Annotated in this window: 28 protein-coding genes; 10 read left to right on the top strand and 18 right to left on the bottom strand. The window is 61.7% G+C overall.

The annotated features are described in order from the left end of the window. The first annotated feature begins 77 nt into the window (after positions 1-77). Positions 78-1,787, top strand: a complete 1,710-nt coding sequence (locus G6M89_RS14460) for a hypothetical protein (RefSeq protein ID WP_165162528.1) — start codon at positions 78-80, stop codon at positions 1,785-1,787. 41 nt (positions 1,788-1,828) lie between these two features. Here G6M89_RS14460 and G6M89_RS14455 read toward each other — a convergent pair whose 3' ends face one another. Further along, positions 1,829-2,398 (bottom strand): hypothetical protein, encoded by a 570-nt coding sequence (locus G6M89_RS14455; RefSeq protein WP_165162527.1) that lies wholly within the window; start codon positions 2,396-2,398, stop codon positions 1,829-1,831. A gap of 125 nt (positions 2,399-2,523) precedes the next feature. On the opposite strand from G6M89_RS14455, the gene G6M89_RS14450 reads away from it, so the two are divergent. Further along, the gene (locus tag G6M89_RS14450; RefSeq protein ID WP_165162526.1) at positions 2,524-3,315 is read left to right on the top strand and encodes an HpcH/HpaI aldolase/citrate lyase family protein; all 792 of its coding nucleotides are present in this window, start codon (positions 2,524-2,526) and stop codon (positions 3,313-3,315) included. Positions 3,316-3,443: 128 nt separating this feature from the next. Next, positions 3,444-3,758, top strand: a complete 315-nt coding sequence (locus tag G6M89_RS14445; protein ID WP_165162525.1) for a YbjQ family protein — start codon at positions 3,444-3,446, stop codon at positions 3,756-3,758. A gap of 61 nt (positions 3,759-3,819) precedes the next feature. On the opposite strand, the gene G6M89_RS14440 is transcribed toward G6M89_RS14445, so the two are convergent. Continuing rightward, entirely contained in the window at positions 3,820-4,227 is a 408-nt protein-coding gene (locus G6M89_RS14440) for a DCC1-like thiol-disulfide oxidoreductase family protein (protein WP_165162524.1), read from the bottom strand. Positions 4,228-4,327: 100 nt separating this feature from the next. Here G6M89_RS14440 and G6M89_RS14435 point away from each other — a divergent pair, with 100 nt between their 5' ends. Continuing rightward, entirely contained in the window at positions 4,328-5,569 is a 1,242-nt protein-coding gene (locus tag G6M89_RS14435; protein WP_165162523.1) for a hypothetical protein, read from the top strand. A 344-nt stretch (positions 5,570-5,913) separates the two neighbouring features. On the opposite strand, the gene G6M89_RS14430 is transcribed toward G6M89_RS14435, so the two are convergent. The 7 genes from G6M89_RS14430 to G6M89_RS14400 all read right to left on the bottom strand — a co-directional run bounded on the left by G6M89_RS14430 (position 5,914) and on the right by G6M89_RS14400 (position 12,416). Then, positions 5,914-7,140: an orc1/cdc6 family replication initiation protein gene (locus G6M89_RS14430; protein WP_165162522.1), complete on the bottom strand. Its 1,227-nt coding sequence runs from the start codon at positions 7,138-7,140 to the stop codon at positions 5,914-5,916. Positions 7,141-7,533: 393 nt separating this feature from the next. Beyond that, a complete protein-coding gene (gene gnd, locus G6M89_RS14425) occupies positions 7,534-8,433 on the bottom strand; it encodes a phosphogluconate dehydrogenase (NAD(+)-dependent, decarboxylating) (protein ID WP_165162521.1) in 900 nt (299 codons plus the stop codon). 145 nt (positions 8,434-8,578) lie between these two features. After that, complete coding sequence (locus G6M89_RS14420; RefSeq protein WP_165162520.1) at positions 8,579-9,016, bottom strand: hypothetical protein; 438 nt, start codon at positions 9,014-9,016, stop codon at positions 8,579-8,581. Positions 9,017-9,269: 253 nt separating this feature from the next. After that, on the bottom strand, positions 9,270-9,734 hold the full coding sequence (locus tag G6M89_RS14415) for a copper resistance protein CopD (protein ID WP_165162519.1): 465 nt from the start codon (positions 9,732-9,734) through the stop codon (positions 9,270-9,272). Between the two features lie 113 nt (positions 9,735-9,847). Then, positions 9,848-10,408, bottom strand: a complete 561-nt coding sequence (locus tag G6M89_RS14410; protein WP_165162518.1) for a metal-dependent hydrolase — start codon at positions 10,406-10,408, stop codon at positions 9,848-9,850. Positions 10,409-10,495: 87 nt separating this feature from the next. After that, positions 10,496-11,827 carry a hypothetical protein gene (locus G6M89_RS14405; RefSeq protein WP_165162517.1) on the bottom strand — a complete coding sequence of 444 codons (1,332 nt, stop codon included), beginning with the start codon at positions 11,825-11,827 and terminating at the stop codon, positions 10,496-10,498. 106 nt (positions 11,828-11,933) lie between these two features. Next, positions 11,934-12,416 (bottom strand): deoxyuridine 5'-triphosphate nucleotidohydrolase, encoded by a 483-nt coding sequence (locus G6M89_RS14400; RefSeq protein ID WP_165162516.1) that lies wholly within the window; start codon positions 12,414-12,416, stop codon positions 11,934-11,936. On the opposite strand from G6M89_RS14400, the gene G6M89_RS14395 reads away from it, so the two are divergent. The 5 genes from G6M89_RS14395 (at position 12,415) to G6M89_RS14375 (ending at position 17,828) form a co-directional block, all read left to right on the top strand. Then, the gene (locus G6M89_RS14395; RefSeq protein ID WP_165162515.1) at positions 12,415-12,573 is read left to right on the top strand and encodes a hypothetical protein; all 159 of its coding nucleotides are present in this window, start codon (positions 12,415-12,417) and stop codon (positions 12,571-12,573) included. The two genes, G6M89_RS14400 and G6M89_RS14395, sit on opposite strands and share 2 nt — an antisense overlap. A gap of 128 nt (positions 12,574-12,701) precedes the next feature. Next, positions 12,702-14,675, top strand: coding sequence for an aconitate hydratase (locus G6M89_RS14390; RefSeq protein WP_165162514.1), 1,974 nt, complete (start codon positions 12,702-12,704; stop codon positions 14,673-14,675). Between the two features lie 97 nt (positions 14,676-14,772). After that, positions 14,773-15,834: a M20/M25/M40 family metallo-hydrolase gene (locus G6M89_RS14385; RefSeq protein ID WP_165162513.1), complete on the top strand. Its 1,062-nt coding sequence runs from the start codon at positions 14,773-14,775 to the stop codon at positions 15,832-15,834. Between the two features lie 74 nt (positions 15,835-15,908). Continuing rightward, positions 15,909-16,823 carry a TIGR03571 family LLM class oxidoreductase gene (locus tag G6M89_RS14380; RefSeq protein ID WP_165162512.1) on the top strand — a complete coding sequence of 305 codons (915 nt, stop codon included), beginning with the start codon at positions 15,909-15,911 and terminating at the stop codon, positions 16,821-16,823. 63 nt (positions 16,824-16,886) lie between these two features. Further along, positions 16,887-17,828, top strand: a complete 942-nt coding sequence (locus G6M89_RS14375) for a TIGR03560 family F420-dependent LLM class oxidoreductase (RefSeq protein ID WP_165162511.1) — start codon at positions 16,887-16,889, stop codon at positions 17,826-17,828. A 40-nt stretch (positions 17,829-17,868) separates the two neighbouring features. Here the strand turns inward: G6M89_RS14375 and solA are convergent, their stop codons facing one another. Both solA and G6M89_RS14365 read right to left on the bottom strand, forming a co-directional pair. Next, the gene (gene solA / locus G6M89_RS14370; RefSeq protein WP_165162510.1) at positions 17,869-19,041 is read right to left on the bottom strand and encodes an N-methyl-L-tryptophan oxidase; all 1,173 of its coding nucleotides are present in this window, start codon (positions 19,039-19,041) and stop codon (positions 17,869-17,871) included. A 111-nt stretch (positions 19,042-19,152) separates the two neighbouring features. After that, positions 19,153-19,602, bottom strand: coding sequence for a hypothetical protein (locus G6M89_RS14365; RefSeq protein ID WP_165162509.1), 450 nt, complete (start codon positions 19,600-19,602; stop codon positions 19,153-19,155). Between the two features lie 109 nt (positions 19,603-19,711). Between G6M89_RS14365 and G6M89_RS14360 the strand changes: the two genes are divergently transcribed. Then, on the top strand, positions 19,712-21,073 hold the full coding sequence (locus G6M89_RS14360) for a restriction endonuclease (RefSeq protein WP_165162508.1): 1,362 nt from the start codon (positions 19,712-19,714) through the stop codon (positions 21,071-21,073). A 45-nt stretch (positions 21,074-21,118) separates the two neighbouring features. Here G6M89_RS14360 and G6M89_RS14355 read toward each other — a convergent pair whose 3' ends face one another. From G6M89_RS14355 to G6M89_RS14330, 7 genes are all read right to left on the bottom strand, one after another. Beyond that, positions 21,119-21,658 carry a flavodoxin domain-containing protein gene (locus G6M89_RS14355; protein ID WP_165162507.1) on the bottom strand — a complete coding sequence of 180 codons (540 nt, stop codon included), beginning with the start codon at positions 21,656-21,658 and terminating at the stop codon, positions 21,119-21,121. A 128-nt stretch (positions 21,659-21,786) separates the two neighbouring features. Next, a complete protein-coding gene (locus tag G6M89_RS14350) occupies positions 21,787-22,089 on the bottom strand; it encodes a hypothetical protein (RefSeq protein WP_165162506.1) in 303 nt (100 codons plus the stop codon). 198 nt (positions 22,090-22,287) lie between these two features. Next, positions 22,288-23,526, bottom strand: a complete 1,239-nt coding sequence (locus tag G6M89_RS14345; RefSeq protein WP_165162505.1) for an MBL fold metallo-hydrolase — start codon at positions 23,524-23,526, stop codon at positions 22,288-22,290. Further along, positions 23,527-23,649, bottom strand: coding sequence for a hypothetical protein (locus G6M89_RS22580; protein WP_255488189.1), 123 nt, complete (start codon positions 23,647-23,649; stop codon positions 23,527-23,529). It abuts the gene before it with no gap. Positions 23,650-23,658: 9 nt separating this feature from the next. Then, complete coding sequence (locus G6M89_RS14340) at positions 23,659-23,997, bottom strand: hypothetical protein (RefSeq protein ID WP_165162504.1); 339 nt, start codon at positions 23,995-23,997, stop codon at positions 23,659-23,661. Between the two features lie 11 nt (positions 23,998-24,008). After that, the gene (locus tag G6M89_RS14335; RefSeq protein WP_165162503.1) at positions 24,009-24,998 is read right to left on the bottom strand and encodes a hypothetical protein; all 990 of its coding nucleotides are present in this window, start codon (positions 24,996-24,998) and stop codon (positions 24,009-24,011) included. Then, positions 24,995-25,696 (bottom strand): TetR/AcrR family transcriptional regulator, encoded by a 702-nt coding sequence (locus G6M89_RS14330; RefSeq protein ID WP_165162502.1) that lies wholly within the window; start codon positions 25,694-25,696, stop codon positions 24,995-24,997. The genes G6M89_RS14335 and G6M89_RS14330 overlap by 4 nt, the downstream gene beginning before the upstream one ends. Between the last annotated feature and the right edge of the window lie 43 nt (positions 25,697-25,739).

Below are 25,739 nucleotides of genomic sequence, written 5' to 3'. Positions count from 1 at the left end.
CGTCGCGGTCGCCTGCATCAGCCTTTTGACCGCGTATCCGGTAGCACAGCCGATTCCCGCACACTCGAGAGGTGGCTATGGCTACGAACACCGATCCGGACGAAAGCGGCTTCGTGCCCTTCTTCCGCCAGTATACGAAGACGTGGATCCACACCGTCTCGACGGTCGGATTGACCGCGTTCGGGATGCTGACGTTCGTCAACAACTGGTTTGCGCTTCTCGCGCTTGTTACGTACGTCATCCCGCCGATAGTGCTCTACTGGCGGAAATTACGCCGCCACGAGCGCGAAGCCGCCTCAGCAGCGCCGTCTGAGTCGGCGACGCAGGTTCGGGACTCTACTGTTGCAACCACTGACGCAGGTGGTGGTGATACCAGCCCGAGAGGCGGTGATGCCGTTTCGTCGGGAAGCGATGTCGAAAGCGAACCGGAGTCGCAACCGGGATCGGGACCCAAGCCGGCGGCCGAAACCGGGTCGTCATCGGAACTCGAGTCAGAAGCCGAATCCGAAACCGGGGCTGAAACTGGGTCCGAAACCGGGGCTGAAGCTGAGTCCGAGACGGAGTCCACAGTAGAAACCGACGCCGAATCCGCAGCCACTAGAGCGGGAGAGTCGGCCGATCAGAGCGCCCGCAAGGCTGCTGCTGGACACGCTGCGAGCACAGGAGAGGAGACGACTGTGGATCAGAGCAACAGGGCTGTGGATCACGCCGATGGGACTGCTGATCACGCCGACGGAGCTGGCGATCAAGATGATGAGGCTGCCGACCACAGCGAGGGAGAGACTCGAGCACAGGCGCACCCAACCCAGCGAGATCGTGAGCACGACGGCGGCGATACTGGGCGGCAAAACGAGGACACGGACGACGAGCGCAGCGGATGGCATTCCGTCGACGTAGCGGATGTAACTGCTGAGTCGACACTTCTCGACGTTGTCATCGTCGGAGCACAAACCAGCTACGCAGTCGGAACTGACGGCCTCGTCGTCGCGGATACCGGCGGGGGATGGGACCCTGTCCTCGAGGATGGCCCCACCGCGCAGGGCAACACCCTCCACGGCGTCGACGCGACGAGCGACGGCGACGCCGTCTGGGTCGCCGGTGACAACGGCGCGCTCGGCCGTCTCGAGACTGAAAGCACCCGTCACACGGATTACACGGCACCCGCAGGCCGCACCGACAATCTCGCGGGTATCGCCGTTGGTGGCCCAGCGGGCGCGGAAACTGTCTTGCTGATCAACGGCTCTGGCGAGGTGCTTCGCGGCCAGTACGACGAGGGCGCGCTCGAGTGGGACGACCCCGTGACGCCGGGCAGTGGCTCGAGTCTGGCGGCGGTGGAACTCGTCGAAACGGAGGACAACGGATCGCTGGTCGGCTACTGCTGTGACACCAACGACGGCGTCTTTGAAACTCTCGAGGGCGGCCAGTCGTTCGACCGTGTTGGGCTCGAGGGAGCCGACGGGACGCTCGCGGCTATTGCGACGGCAGGGGAGAGCGATTGTCTAGTCGGCGCTGACGACGGTGTCGTCCACCGCTACGACGGGCCGGGAACGTGGACTTCGGAGCGCGTTGCTGCGGACGGTATCTCGGGACTCGCTCGCCGCGGCGATGGGGGACGAACACTCGTCTGTACCACTGCTGGAGACGTCTACGAGCGCAGCGGAGACGCAAGCGACTGGGAGCGCTCGGATCTCGAGACTTCGCGTCCGCTACGCGCGATTGCACTCGGGAGCGACCGAGCAGTTGCCGTCGGCGACGAAGGGCTAATTCTCGAGTCAGTGTCGCCGTGACCCTGCAACCTGTTCGTGCTTGACAGGGCAGCGGTTCGGTTCTAATGAAGTGAGTCAGTTTGTCCGCTCGAGTCAGTCGCGTCTGTGTTCGTACTGGTGGCTGACGGGGAGTGACTGCCTGTTACCGCCGGATCGTCGCCACCGGGCGTTGTCTGCCGGAAGTGCGAAATCGCTGCACCGGCGAGTGCGCCGATAGTAACGAGGAGGGACACAGAGACGATCACCGACGCGAGCGAGACGAGTGCAACGACTGTCTCGACGCCGCCAGCCAGTGCCGACTCGAGGTACAGCGGCGAACTGATGAGCAACACACCGGCCGAACTGCCGACAGCGACGGCCCCGACGAACGCTCGGTACACTCGCGCAATCTCAAGTCGGTTGGCGGCGAAATAGCCACCCCCGGCTGCCACGCCGACGGTGACAAGCGGGGCGACGGCTCCGACAACGCCGTTATAGACGACGAGGCTCTGCCCAGTCGTTCCGACCGATGGAATCACCCCGCCGAATCCGTCTTGTACTGCGCTCTCGAGGAGCAGCGACGGCGCGTGCTGCAGTCCGAATCCGAGGATCCCAATGAGTACTGCAATGACGCCGAGGTGCTTGCTGTCCATGCGTACCCAACTACATGATGGCACAAAAACACATATGTTCGATACACCGCTCGGAAACGGATTCGCGACCCAGACGGTGCAGACGCCGCTGGAAGGTTTATGTCCAGTCGCGGTGCCCGTCGTTTATGCCGACACACTCATCGCGGTCGAACGACCTTCGCCAGACCCTCGAGTCAGACGACGTTGCACTCGGAATTCTCGAGAACACGTACTCACCGACGCTCGTCGAGTTCTACGGCGAACTCGGGCTGGATTTCGTCTGGATCGATCTCGAGCACGCCGGTCCGAGTCCGTTCGATGGCGAGCGACTCGAGGACCTGCTGCGGGCCGCAGACGTGTCCGGGACGGAACTGCTCGTTCGACTCCCCGAACCCGATCCCGGGATGGTTCGGAAGGCACTGGACGCGGGGGCACGGAACTTGTTCGTCTCGCGCATTGAGTCGGCCGAAGAGGTTCGGCAGGCGGTTCAAGCGTCGCGATTTACCTACGACGGCGAACCCGGAGCCCGGGGTTTTGCCAGTCCGCGTGCGAGTCGCTGGGGGATGGCTGAGGAGTACGTCGCAACCGAGGACGAAGAGATCGTCGTCGGGGTAACAATCGAGAATCCGACTGCCGTTTCGAATCTCGAGGAGATTCTCGAGGTGCCCGACCTCGGATTTGTCTTTGCGGGTCCGCTGGATCTCGCTGTCTCGACGGGCCATCCCGGCGAGCCGACACACGAGGCTGTCGAGTCACACGTTGAGACGATACGCGAGCAGGCACTCGAGGCAGACGTGCCACTTGGTGGGCTTGGCTTTGGGATGGCGGATGTCAACGAAAAGGCCGAGGCGGGCTACGGGATGCTCAATCTCGGGAGTACGACCGGCGCATTGCAGGGAACGGTGGAGTCGTGGCTCGAGGAGTATAGCGGCCCGTAGCGAGGGGAGAGCGTGCGGAAGTCAGGGTCAGTCTTCTCGCGGATCGCTGGACCGGCATCCTCGAGTACCAATTTCGTCCCCAGAAACTGCGCGGAACGCCTATGCGGGCAGCGCGTGCTGTGTCTGGCATGTACATCGCAAACACCGAAACCGTCCCGGATGGCGAAATCGTTGAGGTGCCTGGTATCGCCCGCGGCAACACCGTCGAAGCCAAAAACGCCGGGAAAGACATTACACAGGGCATTCGCAACGTCTTCGGTGGCGAACTCAAAGCCTACTCCGACCTCCTCTCGAAAGCCCGCGACGAAGCGATCACGCGCATGGAAGAAGACGCCGAGCGACTGGGTGCAGATGCCGTTGTCAACGTCCGCCTCGAGACCTCACAGATCACCGACGGTGGCTCCGAAGTGATGGCCTACGGGACTGCCGTTCGACTCCGATAGTCACTGCTTGTGACACTGCGTGGTGGACCCTTGAGCCCCAACTCGAGGGACAGAGGGCGACTCACCGGTCTGATTCGGATTCAGCGTCGGATTCGCGTCGCACGGGCGGCGTCTTTGACATGACCTGGCCCCACTTGTCTCGGTTGTCCGCAACCCAGCGGTAGCCGGTTTCACGCAGCCGTTCGTAATCTTCGAAGTTTCGGAAGAAATCGACCGAATTGCGGATCGGACCGTGATCATCGACACGTGCGATGGCCTCCTCGAGAGAGCGGCCACAGGAGTAGACCTCGTCGTCGGTCACGAGATGTGAGCAGGCCTCGTAGTGTTCGGGCAGGCGTTCGCGTAACTCGGGGGTGAGTTCGGAGAAGCCAACGAGCGTAATCGCCGAGCGCGCCTCGACATAGTCGGCCCACCACGTACAGAAGCCACAGTCGTCGTCGAAGACGAGTACTGCATCGGTGTCGCTCATAGGTGTTCGTACGGGATGGAGATACAAACGTTTGGTCTCGAGCGAGCTGACTGTCACGCACGCCGGAACATTATTGGCCGAGCTCGGCCATTCCAGTTCCATGAGCAGTGCGGCACAGCCGCTGTCGGAACCGCAGGTGCTGGCCCACACCAAGCGGCGGCTCTTTCCGAACGACAACGAGCCGTCGTCGTACGTCGTCGCCGATACGCAGTTCTCACAGGACGAGTGGCGTCCCGGCTCTCCCATCGACCCGGCCGTTCGGGACTGTCTTGCGCCGTTCAACCACGTCGAGATCGGCGGTGGCTTTCCCGACCTCGTCGGGGTCTCACCACTCGAGTCCGAGGTACTCGCAGTCGAACGCGTCGGGGACGAACCGCCGCTGGTCGCCATCGAAGCGAAAGGCGTCACGAGCGCCGGCGTCGATACGGAGCGTGGGATCGTCCAGGCCTACGACCGACTTCACGAGGCCAACGCCGCCTACGTCGCGGCCCCGGCACGTGCAATCTCCGAAACCGACCGCACGCTTGCGCGTGAACTCAACGTCGGCGTCCTCGGTGTCGATTCGAACGGCGAGGTTGCCGTCCTCGAGCCAGCCCGCGTTGTTGGAAATCGATCCTCGAGTGAGGCGACGGCGCTTCGGTTTCAGGCCGGTGCACAGGGTGTTGCGGACAAATCCTTCAGCCTGAATCATCCGAAGAACTATCTGGGCTATCCGCTGGCACACTACGCGGATGGCGACACCGCCGAACTCCTGTCGGCGTACAAGGTCGTCAGCGCGGTCGACGATGCGCGACAAGGAGCAGCGTTTCTTGGCTTGATCGAGGACGGCCCGCGCGTCGAACTCACCTCGCTCGGCGCGGAGGTGGTCCGCTTTGGAAAGGATCGGTATGGCTCTGTCGAAGCCGCACTCGAGGCGTTCGAGGACTGGTATCGCTCCCGAACGCGATTCATTGATCTCGCACCGGCGTGGGGACACCTCGCTCGTCGGGTCGTCTTCGAATACCCGGCGACGGAGTGGCTCGTGACGGAACTGCAGACGATGCACGACGACTGGCAGCCCGAGCCGTCGCTCGTCGATCTCGTGGTGCACCTCCATACCGTCCAGCCGACGCTGGCTATCGAGTTGTTCATCCGCGGGACCGACGACGCCCGTCGTCGCGTCCTCACCGAGAACGGCGACCTTCGACGTGAGGCGCTTGCAGACGGATCTGTCTATCACTCACCGACCGTCTTCCAGCTGAAAGCCATGTTGTATCACACGGGAATCCTGACTGAGCGTGGCGCGGAGCCACACCGACTCGAGCCGACTGCGGACGTGTGGGCGTTGCGAGAGCCGCTTTAGGGCTGTACGCGAAGTGATAGACAATCTTTGAGTTGCACGCTTTGGAGGACGGAACACGAAGTTCGTCCAGAACACACCACTCTTTCATGTGAACTGTCCACGGGACACCACCACTGCATGTGAAGTACCCACACCACCACTGCACGTGAACACGCACAGACATGGGCGATGGAGTCACCGACTCGAGTCTGATTCTGGAGCGTCTTGTTCCCTGCTCGAGGAGTGTGTCACACCACTATTGCAAGTGAAAACAGATGCGAGTGTGGGGCTATTTTTCTCGTGTTCACTCGAAACAGTGGTGTGGGGTCGCATGCCGAGCTGTGTCTTGTCGGTTCCTGCCTGTCTCAGGCTACGCCGTTCATCCGAGCGATTTCGCGGATCGTCTCGATTTCGTCGTCGAGATAGAGCACGTCGGCCATCGCGTCGACCGCACTCGAGAACGGCACGTCGAGTTCGTAGCTGTAGTAGTTCCCGCGGGAGCCGCTGCGATTCTCCTTGGCCGAGAGGATGCCGAGCATCCGGAGATCCGAGAGGTGGTTGTGCACCGACCGCTGGGCAAGCGAGTCTGTTCCCGAGGACTCACAGAGCGTTTCGTACTCCTGATACAGTTCTCGCGTCCGGCAGGGTGTCGATTCTTTGGCTGCTTTCGAGACGACAGCGAGCAAGGCGAGTCGCCCGTGCGTCGTCAACTCGCGCATGCCCTCTTCGACGCGCTCTTGCTCGAGTTTCGAGCGTGCCTGATCGACGTGTGTCTCTTGGATTATCTCTTCGTCGTTGTTCTCTGCGACTTCGCCTGCGAGCCGGAGCAAGTCGAGGGCCTGTCGCGCACTCCCGCTGTCTCGAGCGGCGAGTGCCGCACAGAGATTGAGCACCCCGCTGTCGTAACTGCCGTCGGCGATGGCGACCGTTGCCCGCGACTCGAGAATGTTCGTCAGTTCGGAGGCTTCGTACGGTGGAAACTGCAGTTCGCGTTCACAGAGCGTATCCTGCACTCGCGGATCGAGTTGTTCGCGAAACTTGAAGTCGTTGCTGATCCCGATAAGGCCGACTTTCGTCGACTCGAGGTAGCCGTTCGAGCGCGCCCGTGGGAGTTCGTATAGGAGTTCGTCCCGGTCGCCAATCGAGTCGATCTCATCAAGGACGATGACGACTGTTCCACCGAGAGCCTCGAGTTCGCTGTAGAGTTTTTTGAAAACAGTTTGTTGGGGGTAGCCAGTGGTGCTGATCTCTGCGCCATCAGGGCGAAGCGTGTTCACGAGTTCGATTGCGACCTGATACGAGGAGTTCAGGGTTTTGCAGTTGACGCTGAGCACGGAGAGATCGATATCGTCGTACTCGGTGGCGTCTTCCTGTAGTACATCGAGTAGATAGTCTGTGACGGCGGTCTTTCCGACGCCGGTGTTGCCGTAGAGAAAGACGTTGTTTGGCTCCCAGCCGTCGATGATTGGCTGGAGTGCGTCCATGTACGCTTCAATCTCCTCGTCGCGTTCTTCGATCCGTTCCGGCTGGTACGACTCCCCCAACGCATCCTTGTTTCGGAAGATATTCTGCTTCCGCTCGAACCGCGGCATATCTCTACCAAGAGAGATATACTATTTAAAACCATGTTTTCATCTGATACAAGTGAACTCACACACACCACTGTTTCATGTGAATCTAGTGTAGAGAACGAACTAGTGAACAACAGTGCAGAATTTCATCTAAAGCGCTGACAACTCCTTCTCGAGTCCATACCCAATATATCTCTCTACAGGCTGGTTATCGGTCCATTCCTCTCCTTTCGAACTTCCCCGATGAACTCCACAGCGCTCTCAGTCCAGACCCCCTCCCTCTCTATTCGCTGGTTCACTTGCAACAGTGGTGTCTCTCACCCAGTTGTGGCACGTCCTCGAGGAAGAGAGACCAGCGACGAACAAGACAGCGACAACCAAGACCGCGAAAACCAAGACAGTGAGACAGTTCGGTTACTCGCGTCGCGGGACTTCGTGACGACCGAAGCCGTATCGGAGTCGGTTCGCCAGCCGCCGAGAGAACCGTCCATCATCCGCTCGAGAGCCGAATCTCTCGGACAACGCCGTGTAGATTAACGGCAGGGGAACCTCCTGCTCGAGGGCTTCCTGTACGGTCCAGGTTCCGGTTGAGCCACCCTCGATGCGGTCTGCAACGTCGCCCAGATCCGAGCCTTCCTCGCGGAACGCTTCCTCGCAGAGTTCGAGCAGCCACGAGCGGATGACGGCCCCGTTGTTCCAGACCGAGGCGACGTTCTCGAGGTCGAGATCGTAGCGACCCTCGTGGAGGAGTTCGAAGCCTTCGCCGTAGGTCTGCATCAGGGCGTACTCGACGCCGTTGTGGATCATCTTCACGTAGTGGCCCGAACCTTCCGGACCCATGCGTTCGTGGCCGTCGGGTCCAGTCGCGACAGCGTCGAAGACGGGGACGCACTCCTCGTAGGCCCATTCGGGGCCACCGACCATGAGCGAGAAGCCAAACTCTGCACTCGCCGGGCCGCCGGAGGTGCCACAGTCCAGATACGCCGCCGGGCAGGCCTCGGCTCGCCGCACCGAGTCCTCGAAGTACGAGTTTCCGCCGTCGATAACCACGTCGTCGCTCTCGAGGTGTGGCTCGAGTTCCTCGAGTGTCACGTCGACTGCCTCGCCCGCGGGGACCATCAGCCAGATGCGCTTCTCGTCGCCGAGTCGCTCGAGCAGGTCCTCGAGTGAGTCTGCGGCCGTTGCGCCGGCATCAGCCGCGGTCGCAACGGCTTCTGCATCGAGGTCGAAGGCAACGACGTCGTGGCCTGCCTCGAGCGTGCGGTTGACGACGATCTGTCCCATCCGTCCGAGTCCGATTACGCCCAGTTGCATACGGCCACCTCTGCGGGGCTGGGAGGTAGTGGTTGTGATTCACCGTGGCGGAGGACTGGGAGGGAGTAAGTGAGTGAATTCGGTGTGGTTGAGAAGGCTCGTCCACTCGAGGGCGAGAGCGAGACTGACAGAGCGCGACCGGCAGTTACTGTAGTGGCTCCTGCAGATGCGCCCAGCCAATCGCATCGAGCACGACGACTTGGTCACGGTAGCGGACGTAGACGCCGTTGTACTCCGTCCCAGACCCATCGTAGTACGGCAGGGAACTCCGAACAGTATCGACGACCGACCAGGCACCCTCGCGCTCGAGCGTGACGTGTTCCCACTCGTCTCGAGCGTCGTTTCTGATCGCGCGTTTGAGCGCGCGGCGTGCGCCCGGGATATCGTCGAGTCGCCGGGAGGAGGCCTCGACGACGGTTGCGCCGCTTGGAATGTCGTGTGAGTCGATGATTCGTGCGCCAAGGTCTGCTTTCGAGTGCGCGGCGGTCGGCTGTGAGTGCTCGGACCGAAGTACGTAGCCCGCGACGGCGGCCGTGCCGACTGCGAGCAGCGAGAGTGCAACGTCTTTTCCCCTGAGCATCATGGGAGTACGTTACAGTAACCCACTAAGTATCTTTCGCAAGAATGTCCGCTTTCTATGGCTGAATGACAACTATGTGAGTAGTGTCTAACGGACTCGAGGTGTTCGGGAATACCCAAATAGTTGGTTCTTGAGGGCTGTCCCTGCTGAACTGGCGCAATGGTAGTTCGACACATACCAGTGCTGGCTGTCAAAACAAATCAGAACCGACACAAAGAGGTTCCAGTCGACTCGAGCACTCTGTGAATCAATTCGACTAGAACACTGCGGCGAGGTTGGTCGTAATCGCGCCGGACACAACGAGCAGCGCAATCGCGACGACGGCCGCCAGCCGGTACAGTCCCAGCGCGTTCGCCGCTGGTTCGCGCAGTTTCTTCCCGTTGAGTCCGGACTCGAAGCGCTTGGCACCGATCTCGACGAGTGCCGCGAGGACAAGCCAAAGGACGACCATCAAGATAACGAGTTGGCCGTTCGTCGTCTCAATGAGCGTTTCAGACGTGTACCGCGTGCCTGCGAGGTGACCACCGGAGAGTAACAACACGAGCGCACTCACCCGCGAAATCATCGTTAGTTTCCCCGAGAGTACCTCGAGTGGTTTCGTCGAGTTGAACTCGCCGTCACGGGCGAGTGGCAGGACGACAAACGCGACGTAAAAGACGCTGCCGGCCCAGATCGCGGCAAACACCAGGTGTGTTGTCTGCGCGAGGAACGTATCGACCATACGAGTGTCTCGGACACTGATGGTATCAGCGTTCCGACTCGCGCCTGGGTACGTTTCCGTGATTGGGGTACCCAGCTACTCGAGCCAGTCCCGGTCCGGATTCGGCGCAACCGTCACTCGAGCCAGTCCCATTCGCCGGTCCAGTCGACGACGCGGCGTCGAACCAGCGCGTAGCCGACAGAGATGGTGATACCACCGAGAACGAGTGCAGCGACCCAGCCATCGAAGACCACCAGTCCGGGTACTGCGAGCGCAACCGCCAGCGCGGCATCTTCGGGCGCACCGTCGTAGCGGATCCACCGTCGAGGGCGAATCCACTGCCCGTGTGCGTGATCGTACACCGCGCGCTCGGTTCGGCCATTCCACGGGTCCATCTCCGGCCCGCCGCCGAGAGCGTCGCTTGCAGCGTGGAGCCACGCGGCGACGGCGAACGCGGCCAGCGCGGCGGTTCCGCTCGAGGGCACGACGACCGCGAGTCCAACCGCGGGAACGGCACCCGCGAGCCCGAGCAGCGGAAAGTGAAACGTTCGGCGGTGCTCGAGCGGGAGGTCGAAATCGGGGGCGAGCCCACCGAGAATCGCGCCGACGGCCAGCGGCGTCGCGAATTCGGGAACGACGTACGCGACTGGCGCGACGACTGCGAGGGCGGCGAAGACGTGGGTGGTCGCCATCATCGACGGTCACCGACCATAGCAAGTGTTCGGACCCGAGGCAGCAAAAAGGATCTCTTCATCCGTCTCGCGTTTCGTTTCAGCGGTGTCTCACTCACCGGTGTCGGTAACTACGGCGACTGCCTCGTCGATCCGCTCGAGGATACCCTTCGCGAGCAGGTACCGGGCGTAGCCGTTGGCCTGACTCCAGCGCCACTCTTCTTCGGCGTCATCGAGCGAACTCCGTTCGATTCCGCTGTCGCCGGCAGTGATCCAGCTGCGTGCTTCCGCAGCGAAAAACAGCGTGAGTTGACCCGGGTCATCGGCGAGGACGCCCTCGAGTCGGTCGATCGCAGCGCGTTTGGCGGCGTCGATCGCGCCACTGTCGAGCAAGTCGATCCCGTCGGACTCGATCCGCTCGCACTCAGCGCGAGCAGCGGCCAGGTGGAGCCATCCGTTGGCGAGTTCAACGGTTCCGTAGACATCGTAACCGCCGTCAACGCGTCGATTGGCGTCGCTGACCGCCGACTCGCCGTAGCTGGACCGCGAGTAAAGCGCGTCATGGACGTCTCGACGGCCGGTTTCGGACTCACCGATCCCGTCACCGTCAAACTCGCCGATGCGCTCGGACCACTCCTCGCGACTCTCGAGCAGGGGGTCGACCCGGTCGTGGAGGATCGCTCGAGCGTCTGCCATTGCCTCGCCGAACGGATCACTGCCGGGGTCGTGCTCCCGGAGAGCCTCGCGATAGGCAACAGCGCTGTCGATTCGCGCTTGTGCCTGGCGAACGCCGCTGTATAGCTCTGCGATCCGCTCGGCGCGACTCGTCCGTTCCCGTCGGTCTTCTACCTCGGCGTCGACTCGACGGGAGAGCAGACTGTGCGCCTGCTGAAGTTCTCGTTCGACGTACCGTCCGTAGGCAAGGAATATCGCCGGATCACCGGTCGCGTACTCGAACTCCTGGTGGCGAGTCTCGGCTTCCTCGAGAGAGTCGGCAGCACCAGCTGTCGGATCACGGTCGAATTCGTCGAGTTGAGCCGTCGCGTAGGCGTAGCTGCCCGCAGCATTCCAGAGGTGTGCACGACCTGATTGAACGGTCTCGGTGGTCGGCGACTCCCAGTCGCGCTCCGCAGCGAACTCGGCGGCACGTTCTAGTCTTGATTGAGTGTAGTGGACCCTGTGTTCGCGTTCACCCACCCGCTCCCACGCCTCGAGCCCCGGATCGACGTACTCTGCGGTCTCGTCCGCTAGATCGTGGAGGTGAGCGTCGGTTCCGAAGACCGGCGAAGGGACGGTGGGGATCTCACGCCGTCTTGTCCGAGCGTAGGTAATTCGATCCGGAAGGGTGCTGTAGATTCTTGTACAGCCAGCAAGCGCCGTCATCGTCGTGACGCCGGCGCTGGCGAGAAGTCGACGCCGAGAGAGCGCTGGAGGGCAACTCATAGGACACAGCACTGCTCCCGCTGTAATAAGTATAGATATCTGATCGATGGACGGTGTAGAAAATCGAGGCGAACGCTACCTTCAGTCTGGAAGTAACGGGAAGCAGTTACTCGAGATTTTCGCCCTGATAACTTCCGTCGTAGACGTCGTCGTGGCTCGCTTCAGCGAATACGATCTGGGCGATCCGCGCGCCGCGTTCGATCTGGATATCGTGGTGGACCTGCAGGAGACCCTCGCCACGGCCCTGGTAGCCGGCGTCCCAGACGGCCGTGTTGAGCATACAGGAGTTGCGCATCAGTGACGAGCGGGGGTAGACGAAGCCGACGTGGCCCTCCGGAATCTCGATGCGCTCGCCGTAGCGGGCAACGTAGACGCCCTTCGGGAGGTAGTACGTATCGGGTTCTTTCTTCTCGAGTTCCTCGAGTGGGCGAGCGACACGGTCACCGATCTCTTTGCCATCGCGGCCGATTCGACCCGGCTCGAGTTGTTCGAAGACGATATCTAGGGTGAGGTCGACCCCATTGGGTTGGACTTGCTCGTCGGTCGTCGGGGAGATGTGGTCCGCGACGAACGCGCCAGAACGGAACATGTCCGTAGCCGACGGGATGGACGCTAAAAAAGCGTGTTCGTTCGTCCCCGCGGCCTCGCTTGAGGCTCATCGCCCGTCGCTCACATCGATTTCGACGACTGCAGTCGTCTCGTACCAATCCTACAACTGTCCACTCGAGTCTGGCAATAAGACATAAAATTGGATGAATGTCTACTACTTGGGTACGTAACGCGCATACAATTCCGTCGAGGACGGGTTTCACACGGTCAATCCTCATAGTAACACGCTGGATTTATCACGCCGGAAAGCGCATTTCTGGGTGCTATGGGACAGACTCTCACCGAAAAGGTACTTGACGACCACCTCGTCGAGGGCGAACTCGAGACCGGCGAGGAAATCGGGATCGAGATCGACCAGGTGCTCACCCAGGATACGACCGGGACGATGGTCTGGCTCCAGTTCGAAGCGATGGGACTGGACGAAGTCCAGACCGAGATTGCAGCCCAGTACTGCGATCACCAGACGTATCAGTTCGACTTTAAAAACACCGACGACCACCGTTTCCTGCGCTCTGCAGCCGGAACCTACGGGGCACACTTCTCTCGCCCCGGTAACGGCATCTGCCACAACGTTCACCGCGAAAACTTCGCCGCGCCCGGGAAGACGCTGCTCGGCTCCGACAGCCACACGCCGACCCCCGGCGGCCTCGGCCAGCTCGCAATCGGTGCGGGCGGGATCGACGTCACCGTCGCCATGGGCGGCGCACCGTACTACATCGAGATGCCAGAAGTCGTCAACGTCCGCCTCGAGGGTGAACTCCCCGAGTGGGCCACCGCAAAAGACGTCATCCTCGAGATGCTCCGCCGACTCAGCGTCAAAGGCGGCGTCGGCAAGATTCTCGAGTACACCGGCCCCGGTGTCGAGACGCTCACCGCGCCCGAGCGGATGACGATCACGAACATGGGCACCGAACTCGGTGCCACCTCGTCGATCTTCCCGACCGACGAGCAGACCAAAGACTACCTCGAGCGCGTCAACCGCGCGGAGGAATACGAGGAGATCCAGCCGGACGATGACGCCGAGTACGACGACGAAATCGTTGTCGATCTCTCGGATCTCGAGCCGCTGATCGCGCAGCCATCGATGCCGGACAACGTCGTCCCCGTCAGCGAAGTAGAGGGCGAGTCCGTCGAGCAGGTCATCGTCGGCTCCTGTACGAACGGCGGCTACGAGGACGTTCTCCCCGCCGCGAAGATGCTCGAGGGTCGCGAGATCAACCCGGCCACCGAGATGATCGTCGCACCTGGCTCCAAGCAAGCGAGTGAGATGCTCGCTCGCGAGGGCTGGGTCGCGGAGATGATGGCCGCTGGCGTCAACTTCTCCGAGGCAACCTGTGGTGCCTGTATCGGGATCGGTCACGTGCCGGCTTCCGATTCGGTCTCGCTGCGAACGTTCAACCGCAACTTCGAGGGCCGTTCGGGTATCGAAGATGACAACGTCTATCTCTGTTCGCCAGAGGTCGCTGCCGCTGCGGCGATCAAAGGCGAAATCATCGATCCACGGAACCTCGCCGACGAACTCGGCGACCTCGAGGATCCAGGCATCGAGCTGCCAGACGAGTACGACGGTTCGAAGACGGACCTCATCACGCCCGAAGAGGCCATCGACGACGAACTCGTCAAAGGGCCAAACATCGGTGACGTGCCGCTGAAAGATCAGCTCGGCTCCGATATCACGGGCGACGTGCACCTCAAGATGGAAGACAACATCACGACCGACCACATCATCCCTGCAACGCAGGATATCCTGATGTACCGGTCGAACATCGACAAACTCTCCGAGTTCACCCTCTCCCGCGTCGATGACACCTTCGCCGAGCGCGCGAAAAACGCCGACGGCGGCTTCCTCGTCGCTGGCGAAAACTACGGCCAGGGCTCCTCTCGAGAACACGCCGCGATGTGTCCGATGTATCTCGGCATCGAGGGCGTCCTCGCACAGAGCTTCGCACGCATCCACCGCGCGAACCTCTTTAACTTCGGGATCGTCCCGCTGACGATTGACGAGGACACCTACGACGACATCGATCAGGGCGACGAGATCGAAATCGTCGACGACGTCTACGAGGGCGTCACCTCCGGTCAGGAGGAGTTCACGGTCGAAGTCAACGGTGAGGAGTACACCGCCACGCTCGACGCCTCCGAGCGCGAACGCGACATCCTCGCCGCCGGTGGCAAACTCGCCTGGACGAAAGCACAGGCCGAAGAAAGTGGCAGCGGCGCTGCGCCGGCTGACGACTGATCGGCGCGTTCCGAACTGATTCGATTTTTGCACTGGCAGCCAGATTCCGCTATTTTGTACCGTCACGTATTCGACACGCTGTCCACAAGAATGAACCATGGACGCTTCGTCACGTGACTTCCTCGTCGAACTGCTCGAGACGCCCTCGCCGTCAGGGTACGAAACTCGCGGTCAGCGCGTCTGGCTGGACTACGTCGACCAGTTCGCAGACGACGTACGGACAGACGCTTACGGGAACGCTATCGCTGTCCACGAGGGCGATCCCGACGCACCTGAGGTCGTCCTGACGGGGCATGCCGACGAAATCGGCTTTATCGTCCGCGCTATCGACGACGACGGCTTCGTCAGACCGGGGCGCATCGGCGGCAGCGACCCGTCGGTCTCGCAGGGCCAACACGTCACGATTCACGCCGCAGACGGCCCCGTCGAGGGAGTCGTCGGACAGACTGCGATCCACCTTCGCGACGAGAGCGACGACGACCCAGAGATTTCAGACCTCTGGATCGACATCGGCGCCGAAAGTGAGGCTGAAGCGAGCGGGCGCCTCGAGATCGGTGATCCCATCACGTTCTCATCGACGGTCTCGTGGCTCTCGGAGACGCGTCTCGCCGCCCGCGGAATCGACAATCGAGTCGGGACGTGGGCCGCCGCCGAGGGCTTTCGAAATGCAGTCGAAACCGATACCGAAGCGACCGTCTACGCCGTCTCAACCGTTCAGGAGGAGGTCGGCCGCGAGGGCGCGAAGATGGTCGGGTTCGATCTCGAGCCGGATGCCGTCGTGGTCGTCGACGTCGGGCACGCAGTCGACTATCCCTCCGCGCCGAGTGAGAAGACGAGTCGGATGGACCTCGGTGGTGGACCCGCGCTCGGCCGCGGCAGTTCGAATCATCCCGTGCTCTTCGAGGCATTGCGTTCGGTCGCCGCAGACCGCGAGGTCGATGTGCAACTCGAGGCGCTCGGTCTCGGGACGGGAACGGATGCAGATGGCTTCTTCACGGCAGCGGGTGGGATCCCATCGCAGGTCGTCTCCGTTCCGAACCGGTACATGCACACCCCTGTCGAGGTAATCGACACCGACGACCTCGAGGACGTGGCGACGTTGCTTGGCGGCTTCGCGAGTCGCGCCGGCGAGTTCGCACCGTTTGCCGTCGATATCTGAGCGGTGCCCGACGACTCATAGACGGCGCGAACCGGTAGCGACATCCGCTCCGAGCCGATAGCTCGAGCGAATCCATGTCCCACGAAAACGCCGGCTATCAGCGACTCTTCGAGACCGAGGAGATGACCTTCGGTGCGAGTTTTCCGTTGACGGGGACGAACCGCTCCACGCCCGATAGACACGACGAACTCCACCTCGCGAAACACGCCGAGGCGGTCGGGTTCGACGGGCTCTGGGCTCGAGACGTACCGACCTACTGGCCGAAATTCGGCGATGCGGGCCAGACGTTCGATACGTGGCCGTGGCTCTCTCACGTCGCCGCACACACGGACGAGATCGCACTTGGGACGGCAAGCATCGTCCTCACGCTCCGGCATCCGATTCACGTCGCGAAGTCGGCAGCGACTGTCGATCAACTCTCCGACGGGCGACTCGTCCTCGGCGTGGCCTCGGGCGACCGCGACCCCGAGTTTCCCGCATTCGGCCTCGAGAAAGCCGAGCGCGGTGAGGCCTTCCGAGAACGCTTCGAGGCGATTCGAACCATGTGGCGCGAGGATGCACCCTCGCTCGAGGGCGAGTGGGGGTCCCTAACCGGCGAACTCTCAGTCGTGCCAGAGCCGACGACGGAGACGATTCCGATGCTGCCGACGGGGAACGCCCGCCAATCTCGTGAGTGGATCGCCGAACACGGCGACGGCTGGCTCTTTTACCATCTTCCAGAGCGCACGCTCGCGGACTATCTGTTCGACTGGCGCGAGAAGGCGGGCGACAAGCCCTATGCGATGGCGGTTCGCGTGGAGTTGGCCGAGGACCCTACTGCTCAGCCGGAGCAACTGCACCTCGGGTACCGAGCCGGTGTCGAGTGGTTCCAAGACTATTTCCGCCAACTCGCAGACTACGGCGTCGACCACGTCATCGTCGGGATTGGCAACGACGACAGTGAAGCGGCGCTCTCGCGGTTTGCGGATGAAATCATCGATGCCGTGTGAGCCGCTTGGCGACGGTCTTGCCCCCTCCCGACCGTATTACTTCCCAGTCGAGAATGAACACCCATGGAGTTTGGCTACCACCACAGTTCGTTCGCGACCCACGACGACCGCTCCCCCGCTGCGGCGCTCATCGACAGAGCACAACGACTCGAGGACGACGGCTTCACCTGGCTCTCGCTGATGGATCATCTCTGGCAACTCCCGTTTCATGGGCATCGGGACGAGCCGTTTGTGGAGTGCTATTCGGGACTGTCAGCGGTTGCAGCCGCGACGGACGAGATCACGCTGAGCGCGCTCGTGACCTGCGTTCATTATCGGAATCCAGTCTATCTCGCGAAGGTCGTCAGTTCGCTCGATGCGCTCTCGGAGGGGCGTGCAGTGCTCGGTATCGGTGCGGGCTGGTACGAGGACGAGTACGATGCGATGGACATGGAGTTTCCGCCGGCAGACGAGCGGATTCGACAACTTCGGGATGCTATCAAGCTCTGTGAGACCGTCTGGACTGAGGAGTCACCAGTTAGCTATGAGGGAGAGTATTACGACGTCGATGACCTCTATTTGAACCCCAAACCCGACGACGTACCCATTCTGGTCGGCGGTGGCGGCGAACAGCTTACTCTCCGGCTCACTGCCGAGTACGCTGACTGGTGGAACCTCCCGGGCGTCACGCCTGAGCAGTACGAACACAAGCTTTCTGTCCTCCGTGAGCACTGCGAAAACGCCGGTCGCGACTACGACGAGATCGACACAACAGTCACGATTCCGACAATTATCCGCGACGACACCGACGACGCACACGCGGTCTACGAGGACCTGCTCGAGGAAACTGACGAAGACACGACGCCTCGAGACGAGTTCCGGGGACTCATCGGCACCGCGGAGGAGGTCGCCGCTGGTATCGAGGAGTATCAGGCTCTCAACGTTGATCGCTTCCAGATCGGCGTCCCGAAGAACGATCCCGAGACAATCGACCGGTTCGTCGACGACGTGATGGGCGAGTTCTAACTGCGACTCGAGCGGTTCGAGGGCCAATCAATTTTCTCACCTACTCTGCGAACCGATCCAATCCGAACATGGAGATATCGTGGTCGGTCTCACCCTCGAGCGCCAGATCGGCCAGAATCTCACCGATGACGCTGGCGAATTTGAAGCCGTGGCCAGAAAAGCCCGCGCCGACGGTGACTTGCGGATGTGCTGAGAGGGTATCGAGAACAAAGTGCTCGTCGGGCGTGTTCGTAAAGAGACAGGTATCCATCCCCATTGTCGGCCCTGCGCCGGCCGGGAAGTACGTGTCCGCAAACTCTCGAAGCAGTCGCTCGTCGGCCTGTGTCGGTTCGCGCTCGAATGCGTCGGGCGCAACCGTCTCCTCGCGGTGATGGTAGCGGCCGAATTTAAATCCAGGCACGCCGTGGACGGGAAAGCCGTAGTAGCGCCCGTCGGGTACCTCGAGATTCCAGACGGGAAACTGCTCGCGGTCGAACTGCGCAGGCTCGGTCGGCTGGAGACGCGCTGTTACCTGTCGCTCGGGAACGAGGACGTCCTCGAGTGCGTCCACGAAGCGGGCGGCCCACGCGCCTGCCGTGATCACGAGGTTGTCGGCTTCGTAGGCGTCGTGGTCGGTCTCGACACGGACGCCGCCGTGTTGGTCGCTTCCATCATCCTCGCTGTCACTCTTGCTCTCGAGCGCCCGCCAGTCGACGACGCGCTCGCGGGCACGGATCGTCGCTCCCGCCTCGTGGGCGCGATTGACGTGGGCAACGGTACACTCCTCGGGGGCCAGAAAGCCGCCGTCGGGCTGGTAGATCGCCTCGTAGTCCTCGGGGAGCTGATAGCCGGGATAGCGCTCCGTGAGTTCGTCGCTCGAGAACCGTTCGTACTCGAGGTCGTGTTTATCGCACGACCGCTGTGACTCCCCAAGGAAGTCCGAATCGGCTGGTCCGGCGTCGATCGAGCCGGTTCGATACAGCAGTTGCCGGTCGTGTTCGTCCTCGAGAGTTTCCCACAACTCCTCGGCGCGCTGGAGGAGCGGGACGTACCCAGAGCCCTCGCCGTAGGCGAGCCGAAAGATGCGTGAGTGGCCGTGAGACGATCCATAGCTATGAGGAATATCGCGGCGCTCGAGGCCGAGCACGTCGACGCCACGGTCTGCGAGGTGGGCGACGGTTGCACTGCCCATGCCGCCGACCCCGATCACGATGACGTCGTACTGGTCGCTCATGGACGGCGGTACAACGAGGCTGGCGAAAATACTTCTCACTCTCTGCAGTCGGCGAGGCGGGTCGACCGTTGCACTCCGCGATCCGTGTTCAGCGGCGTCTCCGGCGATCAGTCACTCCTCACTGCTCGAGTTATCCTGCATTCGCTCTCGGAGCTGTCGTTGCTGCTTGCGCTCGCTTACGTGGTCGATGCCGTCCGCCAGTTCGTCTCTGACTTCGCTCTCGAAGGCGTCGACGTCCTCGAGAAACTCTGCGGAGAATTCTTCGACGAGTTCGTAGGTCCATTGATCGCTGATCGCACCCGCCGGCAGGTGCTCGTCGCGCAGGCGATTCGCCCACTGGTCGTGGCCGGCCTCGCGCAGTTCCTCCTCAGCGTTGCTCATCCGATCCATCGCATGACCGAGTTGATGGTGAAACTCGAGTAAGGTGCCGTAGGCGCGGTGGACGTGCTCGATGCCCAACTGCAGGTCGTGCAAGGCGTCTTCTTCAGTTTCCGTCAACTCGAGGGCCTCGAGGTCGGGGCCTGTGCTGTCGCCGGGGCCGTTGTCTGCATCGGGAGACATAGCGTGTGGACCACGACCGGTTCAAAAGACGTTCCAGGGACGGCAACGGCTGCCGGTTTCGTCTGCCCGAACCATTATCTACGAGTGATTGAAAGAATCGTCTGAACGAATGGCGCTGCTCGATGAGCTTTCGGGGTACGAGTTCGAGGATTTGATGGAGGACGTGTTTCGGCATCTGGGGTACGAAAACGTCCGCCAGTCGACTCGAGCCGCAGACGAGGGACGGGACATTCTGATGGAAGAAGTCGTCGACGGGACGCGGCGAGCCGTCGTCGTCGAGTGCAAACACACCGAGACGGTCAGCAGACCGGTCGTCCAGAAACTTCACTCGGCGGTCGCGACCTACGACTACGATGGCCCGAAACGGGGCATGGTCGTCACGACCGGGCGCTTTACCGCTCCAGCACAGGAGTACGCGGCCGACCTCGGCGGCACGACAGACGGCGGCATCGAACTGCTTGACGGCACCGATCTCCGCGAAATCGGCGACGAGATCGGAATGGATCTCTACAACGGCCGTATCGAAATCCTCTGTGACGAATCCCTCCGGCCAACTCACCCCACTGCCGACCGAAACGCACCTGTTTTCGAGGCCGTCCAGCCCGTCGAGAACCTCGAGCCGGCGACGATTCCGACGCCCGATACGGCGCTCGTCCTCGAGCCGACCGTCACGGTCTCGGCGGAGACAAACGCGACGTTCGAAACCTCCGTCGGCGTGATTCACCGTGTCGACGAAACGGACGACCTCGTGTTGCTGGCCGATGGCGACTCGCCTCGAGTGCCCGGCGCGACCGTCCAGTCACTTGTGACGGGTGCCGGGAGTCGGAACGCGCGGATTGCACTCGAGGAGCACGATCTCGAGACTCGGTTCGATCTGTGCGAGCGCAAGCGATTCGGCCAGACCGAGACCGAGTATAAGGAGTGGGCCGTTGACCGACTTCGGCAGGCACACACGACGACGGTTCACTACACGGGCGGGAACAACGTCGACTATGAGAAGACCTGCACGCCGAAGGTGTCGGACGTTACCGTGCGGGATATCGACCCCGTCTACGTCCCGCACATCCGCTCGCAACTCACGCTTGGCGAGTACGACTACGAGTTCGCCTACTACGCCGCTGGCCCCTCGAGAGCAACCACGGCGAACGAGTTCCACGAGTGCGTTCACTGCGGAACGAGCGCGGATCAGGTCACCTACTGCGACAACTGCGGCAGCATCAACTGCGACGACCACATTCGAGTGGAGCGCCTCGAGTCCGAGCCAGTCTGTACGGGCTGTGCGGTCACTGAACGGTTCGCGCTGAAAACGAAGTACTTCTACGACGAGACGAATCTCGAGACCTTCCGCGAGGAGTACGAGGAGATGGCGATCCACGAGAAAGCCGCCGAGAACGTGCCGCTGGCAGTTGGAACCGCGCTCGCGGTGGCCCTTCTCGCATTGTTCGTGGTGAGTTCGGTTGGGCTCCTGTGAACCGCCTCGGCCTGTTCCGCCTGTAGCCTTCTCTATCCCAACGAGTCACCGCAACAACGCTGAGACCTGCCGTGCGAACATCACCACGTCGTCCCAGTTGGTGTACTCGTAGTCCCGCGAGGTGTCGGTATCACCGCTCTCCTTGCCCGCGATCCGTCGCATCACGACGCGCTTGAGCAGGCCGTACTGAGTGTACCTGAGCGCGCCCGCTACCGCCAATGTCACGTCCGGTTCCCAGTCCGTCTCCTCGAGAAACTCCTCGAGCAGTTCCCTGGCTGTTGCTTGGCTCTCCGGATCGGCTGACGCTGCAGTGAGGCTCACCGAGTAAAATGCCGTCGGCAGTTGGTTCAGCACCTCTCGGTGTTCGCGGACGAATGCCGTCACGTACCGCTGGTGGGTGCCAGCGTGGATCGACGCGCCGATGATCACGCTGTCATAGTCCTCGAGATCGAGATCAGCGGGCGGGTGTTTCAGGTGGACGAGCGTCGGTTCGTGGCTCTCCTCGGCGAGTACGTCACCGATCCGCTCGGCAATCGTTGTTGTTTGGCCTTCGCTCGAGCCGGCGGCAACCAGAACGCGACTCATAGTGCACCTCGAGTGTGGGGACCTGTTCGACGTAGCTGACAGCGATGGCGAGAGTTGTGGTGGTCTGGCGTCTCGAGTGGCGACATATGACACGTTCACCAGCGATCCCTATGAAAGCGACCGGCGTGTCAGCGGTACCGACGGCCCAGGCAAATCCCGGCAAATGAGACGACTGCTGACTGGATGCCAGCACTAATGGCCATGCCGAAACCAGCGGCCAACACAAGCAATTCAGCCTCAATGCCGTTTCCGAGGGTCCAGAAGATGAGGATGGTACTGACGAGTGCGAAGATCGCAGTAGCGATCCCGGTCAGGAGAACAACATCTCGGTCGCTTACCGTTGATTCTCCGCGGCGGCCAACCAGCGTGGCAAGTCCGAGCAACACGCCGTAGACGGCGACAAACACCGCGAACCGGCCACCAAGCGTCATTTGTGTCAGCGTCCCGGCTGACGGTCCCGAGGATGACAGTTCTAACCAGATGGCGGTTGAATGCCGCTGAATAGGGATAAGGACGCCAATTAACGCAGCACAAACAGGGAGGGTATACGGATTCATACTATAATCCAACTACACCTAACAACAATCTAATCTATGCTTATTTACAAGTAATTTCCCTTTCTACCGCGCTTACACCTTGAGACGCTCCCCAAGCTCTGGCGCTCGCGCCTCGAAACCATCTGCGCACAGTTCCTCGGCGAACGCCTCGCAGCGGTCGCCGTGATTGACCAGCACCTCACTGTCCCGGTAGGACTCGAGGAATGCGAGCAGGCCCTCGCGGTCGGCGTGGGCGGAGAAATCGTACTGTTCGACCTGGGCGCTGACGCGCAGCATCCGGCCGTCGATTTCGGCGCTCCCAGTCTCGAGGAGGCTTCGGCCGGGGGTACCCTCGACCTGGTAGCCCGTCATGGCGATCTTGTTCGTCGGATGCGAGCGAATTTCCGGAATGTACGTCATCGCGGGGCCGCCGTGGAGCATCCCGCTGGTGGTGATGATGACGGTGTTCTGTTCGGCAATGCGCTTGCGTTGTCCGTCGCGGCCATCGACAAAGCGGGCGTTGCCTTTCGCGCGACGCAACAGCTCTGGATCGCGCAGGAACTCACGGTTGCCCTCGCGCAGGAAAATCTCTGTCACGCGTTTGCCCATCCCGTCGACGTAGCACTCGAGGTCGTACTGCTCGCACAGACAGAGCATCTCCTGGGTGCGCCCGATTGCGAACGCGGGGACGACGACAGTGCCGCCACTCCAGATCGTCTGCTCGAGGCTGTCGGCGAATTTGGCTTCGGTCTGCTGGCGGGGTCCTCGCGTCGTGTCCGCGTACGTGCTCTCGCAGATGACGGTATCGGCGTCGGGTCTAGCGGTCGTCCCCGAGAGCAGTTGTTGGTCTTCAGTGTGGAAATCGCCGGAGTAGAGCAGTCGTGTCTCGCCGTCGCTTACGAGGACGTGTGCGCTGCCCGGGATGTGGCCGGATTCAAAGAACGTCACCTCGTACCCCGCAGCCTCGAACGTCTCGCGGTAGCCGTGCGTTTCAGAGACTTGCGTTACGCGGGCCAGTTCCGCCTCAGTGAACGGGCAATCGTACGTCCCGCCGTGAAGCTTCAGCGTGTCGCGTGCGAGTGTCATCGTCAGTTCATACGTCGGTGGCGTCCAGTGGATCGCCGGCCGGGCATCACCCGACAACAACGTTGGAATCGAGCCGACGTGATCGAGGTGGCCGTGACTGACGACGACAGCTTCCGGGTCGACATCTCCCAGCGGGAACGCAGGCGGATTCCCCGAATCCATCCCGTAATCGAGCAGGAGGGTATCATCGATTACGAGTGCGCTTCGCCCGACCTCACCCGCACCACCGAGAAACTCGACCTCCATTCACTCGTCGTAGCCACTCGAGGGGTTTGGCTCTTCGTGTTTGGGGCGCTCGCAGACGGGTACTGTCCCCAGTTCCGGCGCAACCGCGACTCGGGCGGCGGTTGCACAGTGACATCGGGACACCAATCCGTCTCACTCGGCAACGCCGCCGCCGTTCCCGCTGGCCGCGACGTCGGTCCGTCGGGTAAGCCCAATGAGATAGATATCGAGTACGCAGATGATCAGGACCGCAAGCGGGACGGCGACGTCGACGTACTCGACCGAATCGAACTGGAGGGCGGTGATGACAAAGGGTTCGCCCGGCTCGAGTGCGCCCGTGAGCGTCCGCGCGCTCAAAAAGGCAAGCGCGATGACGTACAGGCCGAACCAGCTCCCGCCGCGTTTCCACTGCCCGAGATAGCAGTGGCCAAGGCCGGCTGCAAACACCGTCAGCAGGTACGCAGGCCAGAGTGGCCGAGAGCGGTCAGTCATAGGGAATCGTATTAGGATTCGTGATGGAACGGGATACGTGTTGCCCGCTCGAGATAAGCAAGCGGTCCGCGATCTCCTGTCGAGCCAAGACAGCCCTCGAGCGTGTGGCAGGCCTCGCGGGCGCGCTCGAGGTGAGTTTCCGTGGTTGGACAGCAGTTGTCCGTCTCAGTAGGCGTCGGCCCCGTCTCGCCGGCGAGGGCACGGACCGTCGTTTCGTGGCGATCGGCCGGAACTGATTCCGACGATGCCTGACACAGCACAGCGGACAGCGATTGGCCGTAGCGCTCGAGTGCGGTTCGGATCTCTGCCGACGCACCGACTGCGGTTGCCCCGAGTGTTGCCGTGATGCCGCCGAGGACAGCCTGGGGCGGCATTGACTCGTTCGTGTTATCGGCGTGAGCGCTGCCGTCGGTGTCGCCGTTGGCATCGACAGCCGACAATTCTTGTTCTGTCTCTGCGCCCTCGGCGTGCAAGAATTGCACGGCAAGCGTTCCGGAGCCGGAGGTGAGCACCTGATACAGTTCGCTGGCGCGACGAGCGGGAACGCCACAGTCTGCGATTGGTTCATACGCCGCCGCGTGCAGGAAGTCACTGGCTAAAATGGCGGCGTCTCGCTGTTCATCCTCGCTGTAGCGGTCGCTTTCGAGCAGCGCTACACGAATCTGGACGTACGCCTCGAGCAGCGACGCGGCCTCGAGGACGCCCTCGAGTTCAGTCGGCGACGCGGCCTCGAGGCGTTCGGCGGGGGTTTCAGGGACAGTGTTGTCTGCCGTTGTCTGCAACACGGTGCCGGTAGCGACCTGATCTTCGATGTGGGTCGCGACTGTGCCGGCGATGGCACAGAGTGCAACGGGAACGGAGTGATCACGCGAGACGACCGCGTCGGTGGCAATCGTTCGAACCGTCGGCGAGAGGTCGTCAAACGAGCGCGTGAGTCCTACTGTTGGTGGCTCGTGCGTGTGGGCGAAACGGTGTTCGGCTGTTGGAGGGTGTTCGGTCATGACTCGTCGGTGGATTCGTCTGTCGACTGGGTTGTAGCCGCAGCATCAGTGGATGTCTCGAGATTGCTGGTCCGCAACTCGTTCGAAACCGGTTCTGTTGGGAACGAAACGTTGTCTGCCAGCAGATCATCGAACACACGGGTGATGATCGCCGAGCGGACGGTACCAAGGTACTCATCGCGATCCAGTGTAAGCTGGCGCATTCGCGCGCCGTCGATTGCGGCGATGAGCAAGGCGGCAGTTTCTTCGGGATCGTGATCCGTGAACTCGTCTTCCTCGATGCCATCCTCGAGGATGGTCTCGAGAATCTCTCGGAGGTGATCGTCCGTTTTCCGGAGTTCGTGTCGGAACTGGTCGTTGTACGGTGCCTGCGTTCGCAACTCGAGCATCGCCGTGTGGAACGACTGGCGTTCGTCGCCGTCGGTCGAACCGTAGAGATACCAGTCGACGAACATCGCGAGTCGATCCGCCGGCGATTGGTCGTCGGTGTCGTCGAATCGCTCGTCGAACAGTTCGCGTAGGAATACGAGGAAATCCGCTACCAGGTCGTCTTTGGAGTCGTAATGGTAGAACAGCAGCGACTTGCTCTTGTCAGTCCTATCAGCGATATCCTGTGCCGTGAGGTCGGTATACCCATGGGCACACAGGGCCTCGTAGGTCGCTGTCATAATCGCGTTGCGAACGTCGGGATCGGTCACTAGCTGACTACTTGGTCAGGTACCCATAAAAGTCGTTTCGTTC

Origin of the sequence: Natronolimnobius sp. AArcel1 (assembly GCF_011043775.1) — an archaeon.
Classification (GTDB): Archaea; Halobacteriota; Halobacteria; order Halobacteriales; family Natrialbaceae; genus Natronolimnobius.
This window is presented reverse-complemented; position numbering and strand designations above follow the sequence as displayed.

Coding starts and splice junctions, on each gene's coding strand:
- gnd (WP_165162521.1), bottom strand. CDS start 8,433: ATGCAACTGGGCGTAATCGGACTCGGACGGATGGGACAGATCGTCGTC.
- G6M89_RS14360 (WP_165162508.1), top strand. CDS start 19,712: ATGGCGCTGCTCGATGAGCTTTCGGGGTACGAGTTCGAGGATTTGATG.
- G6M89_RS14405 (WP_165162517.1), bottom strand. CDS start 11,827: ATGAGTTGCCCTCCAGCGCTCTCTCGGCGTCGACTTCTCGCCAGCGCC.
- G6M89_RS14375 (WP_165162511.1), top strand. CDS start 16,887: ATGGAGTTTGGCTACCACCACAGTTCGTTCGCGACCCACGACGACCGC.
- G6M89_RS14460 (WP_165162528.1), top strand. CDS start 78: ATGGCTACGAACACCGATCCGGACGAAAGCGGCTTCGTGCCCTTCTTC.
- G6M89_RS14435 (WP_165162523.1), top strand. CDS start 4,328: ATGAGCAGTGCGGCACAGCCGCTGTCGGAACCGCAGGTGCTGGCCCAC.
- G6M89_RS14395 (WP_165162515.1), top strand. CDS start 12,415: ATGTCCGTAGCCGACGGGATGGACGCTAAAAAAGCGTGTTCGTTCGTC.
- G6M89_RS14345 (WP_165162505.1), bottom strand. CDS start 23,526: ATGGAGGTCGAGTTTCTCGGTGGTGCGGGTGAGGTCGGGCGAAGCGCA.
- G6M89_RS14415 (WP_165162519.1), bottom strand. CDS start 9,734: ATGGTCGATACGTTCCTCGCGCAGACAACACACCTGGTGTTTGCCGCG.
- G6M89_RS14420 (WP_165162520.1), bottom strand. CDS start 9,016: ATGATGCTCAGGGGAAAAGACGTTGCACTCTCGCTGCTCGCAGTCGGC.
- G6M89_RS14350 (WP_165162506.1), bottom strand. CDS start 22,089: ATGACGCTTGGTGGCCGGTTCGCGGTGTTTGTCGCCGTCTACGGCGTG.
- G6M89_RS14340 (WP_165162504.1), bottom strand. CDS start 23,997: ATGACTGACCGCTCTCGGCCACTCTGGCCTGCGTACCTGCTGACGGTG.
- G6M89_RS14450 (WP_165162526.1), top strand. CDS start 2,524: ATGCCGACACACTCATCGCGGTCGAACGACCTTCGCCAGACCCTCGAG.
- G6M89_RS14400 (WP_165162516.1), bottom strand. CDS start 12,416: ATGTTCCGTTCTGGCGCGTTCGTCGCGGACCACATCTCCCCGACGACC.
- G6M89_RS14380 (WP_165162512.1), top strand. CDS start 15,909: ATGTCCCACGAAAACGCCGGCTATCAGCGACTCTTCGAGACCGAGGAG.
- G6M89_RS14410 (WP_165162518.1), bottom strand. CDS start 10,408: ATGATGGCGACCACCCACGTCTTCGCCGCCCTCGCAGTCGTCGCGCCA.
- G6M89_RS14455 (WP_165162527.1), bottom strand. CDS start 2,398: ATGGACAGCAAGCACCTCGGCGTCATTGCAGTACTCATTGGGATCCTC.
- G6M89_RS14430 (WP_165162522.1), bottom strand. CDS start 7,140: ATGCCGCGGTTCGAGCGGAAGCAGAATATCTTCCGAAACAAGGATGCG.
- G6M89_RS14355 (WP_165162507.1), bottom strand. CDS start 21,658: ATGAGTCGCGTTCTGGTTGCCGCCGGCTCGAGCGAAGGCCAAACAACA.
- G6M89_RS14440 (WP_165162524.1), bottom strand. CDS start 4,227: ATGAGCGACACCGATGCAGTACTCGTCTTCGACGACGACTGTGGCTTC.
- G6M89_RS14385 (WP_165162513.1), top strand. CDS start 14,773: ATGGACGCTTCGTCACGTGACTTCCTCGTCGAACTGCTCGAGACGCCC.
- G6M89_RS14445 (WP_165162525.1), top strand. CDS start 3,444: ATGTACATCGCAAACACCGAAACCGTCCCGGATGGCGAAATCGTTGAG.
- solA (WP_165162510.1), bottom strand. CDS start 19,041: ATGAGCGACCAGTACGACGTCATCGTGATCGGGGTCGGCGGCATGGGC.
- G6M89_RS14390 (WP_165162514.1), top strand. CDS start 12,702: ATGGGACAGACTCTCACCGAAAAGGTACTTGACGACCACCTCGTCGAG.
- G6M89_RS14335 (WP_165162503.1), bottom strand. CDS start 24,998: ATGACCGAACACCCTCCAACAGCCGAACACCGTTTCGCCCACACGCAC.
- G6M89_RS14365 (WP_165162509.1), bottom strand. CDS start 19,602: ATGTCTCCCGATGCAGACAACGGCCCCGGCGACAGCACAGGCCCCGAC.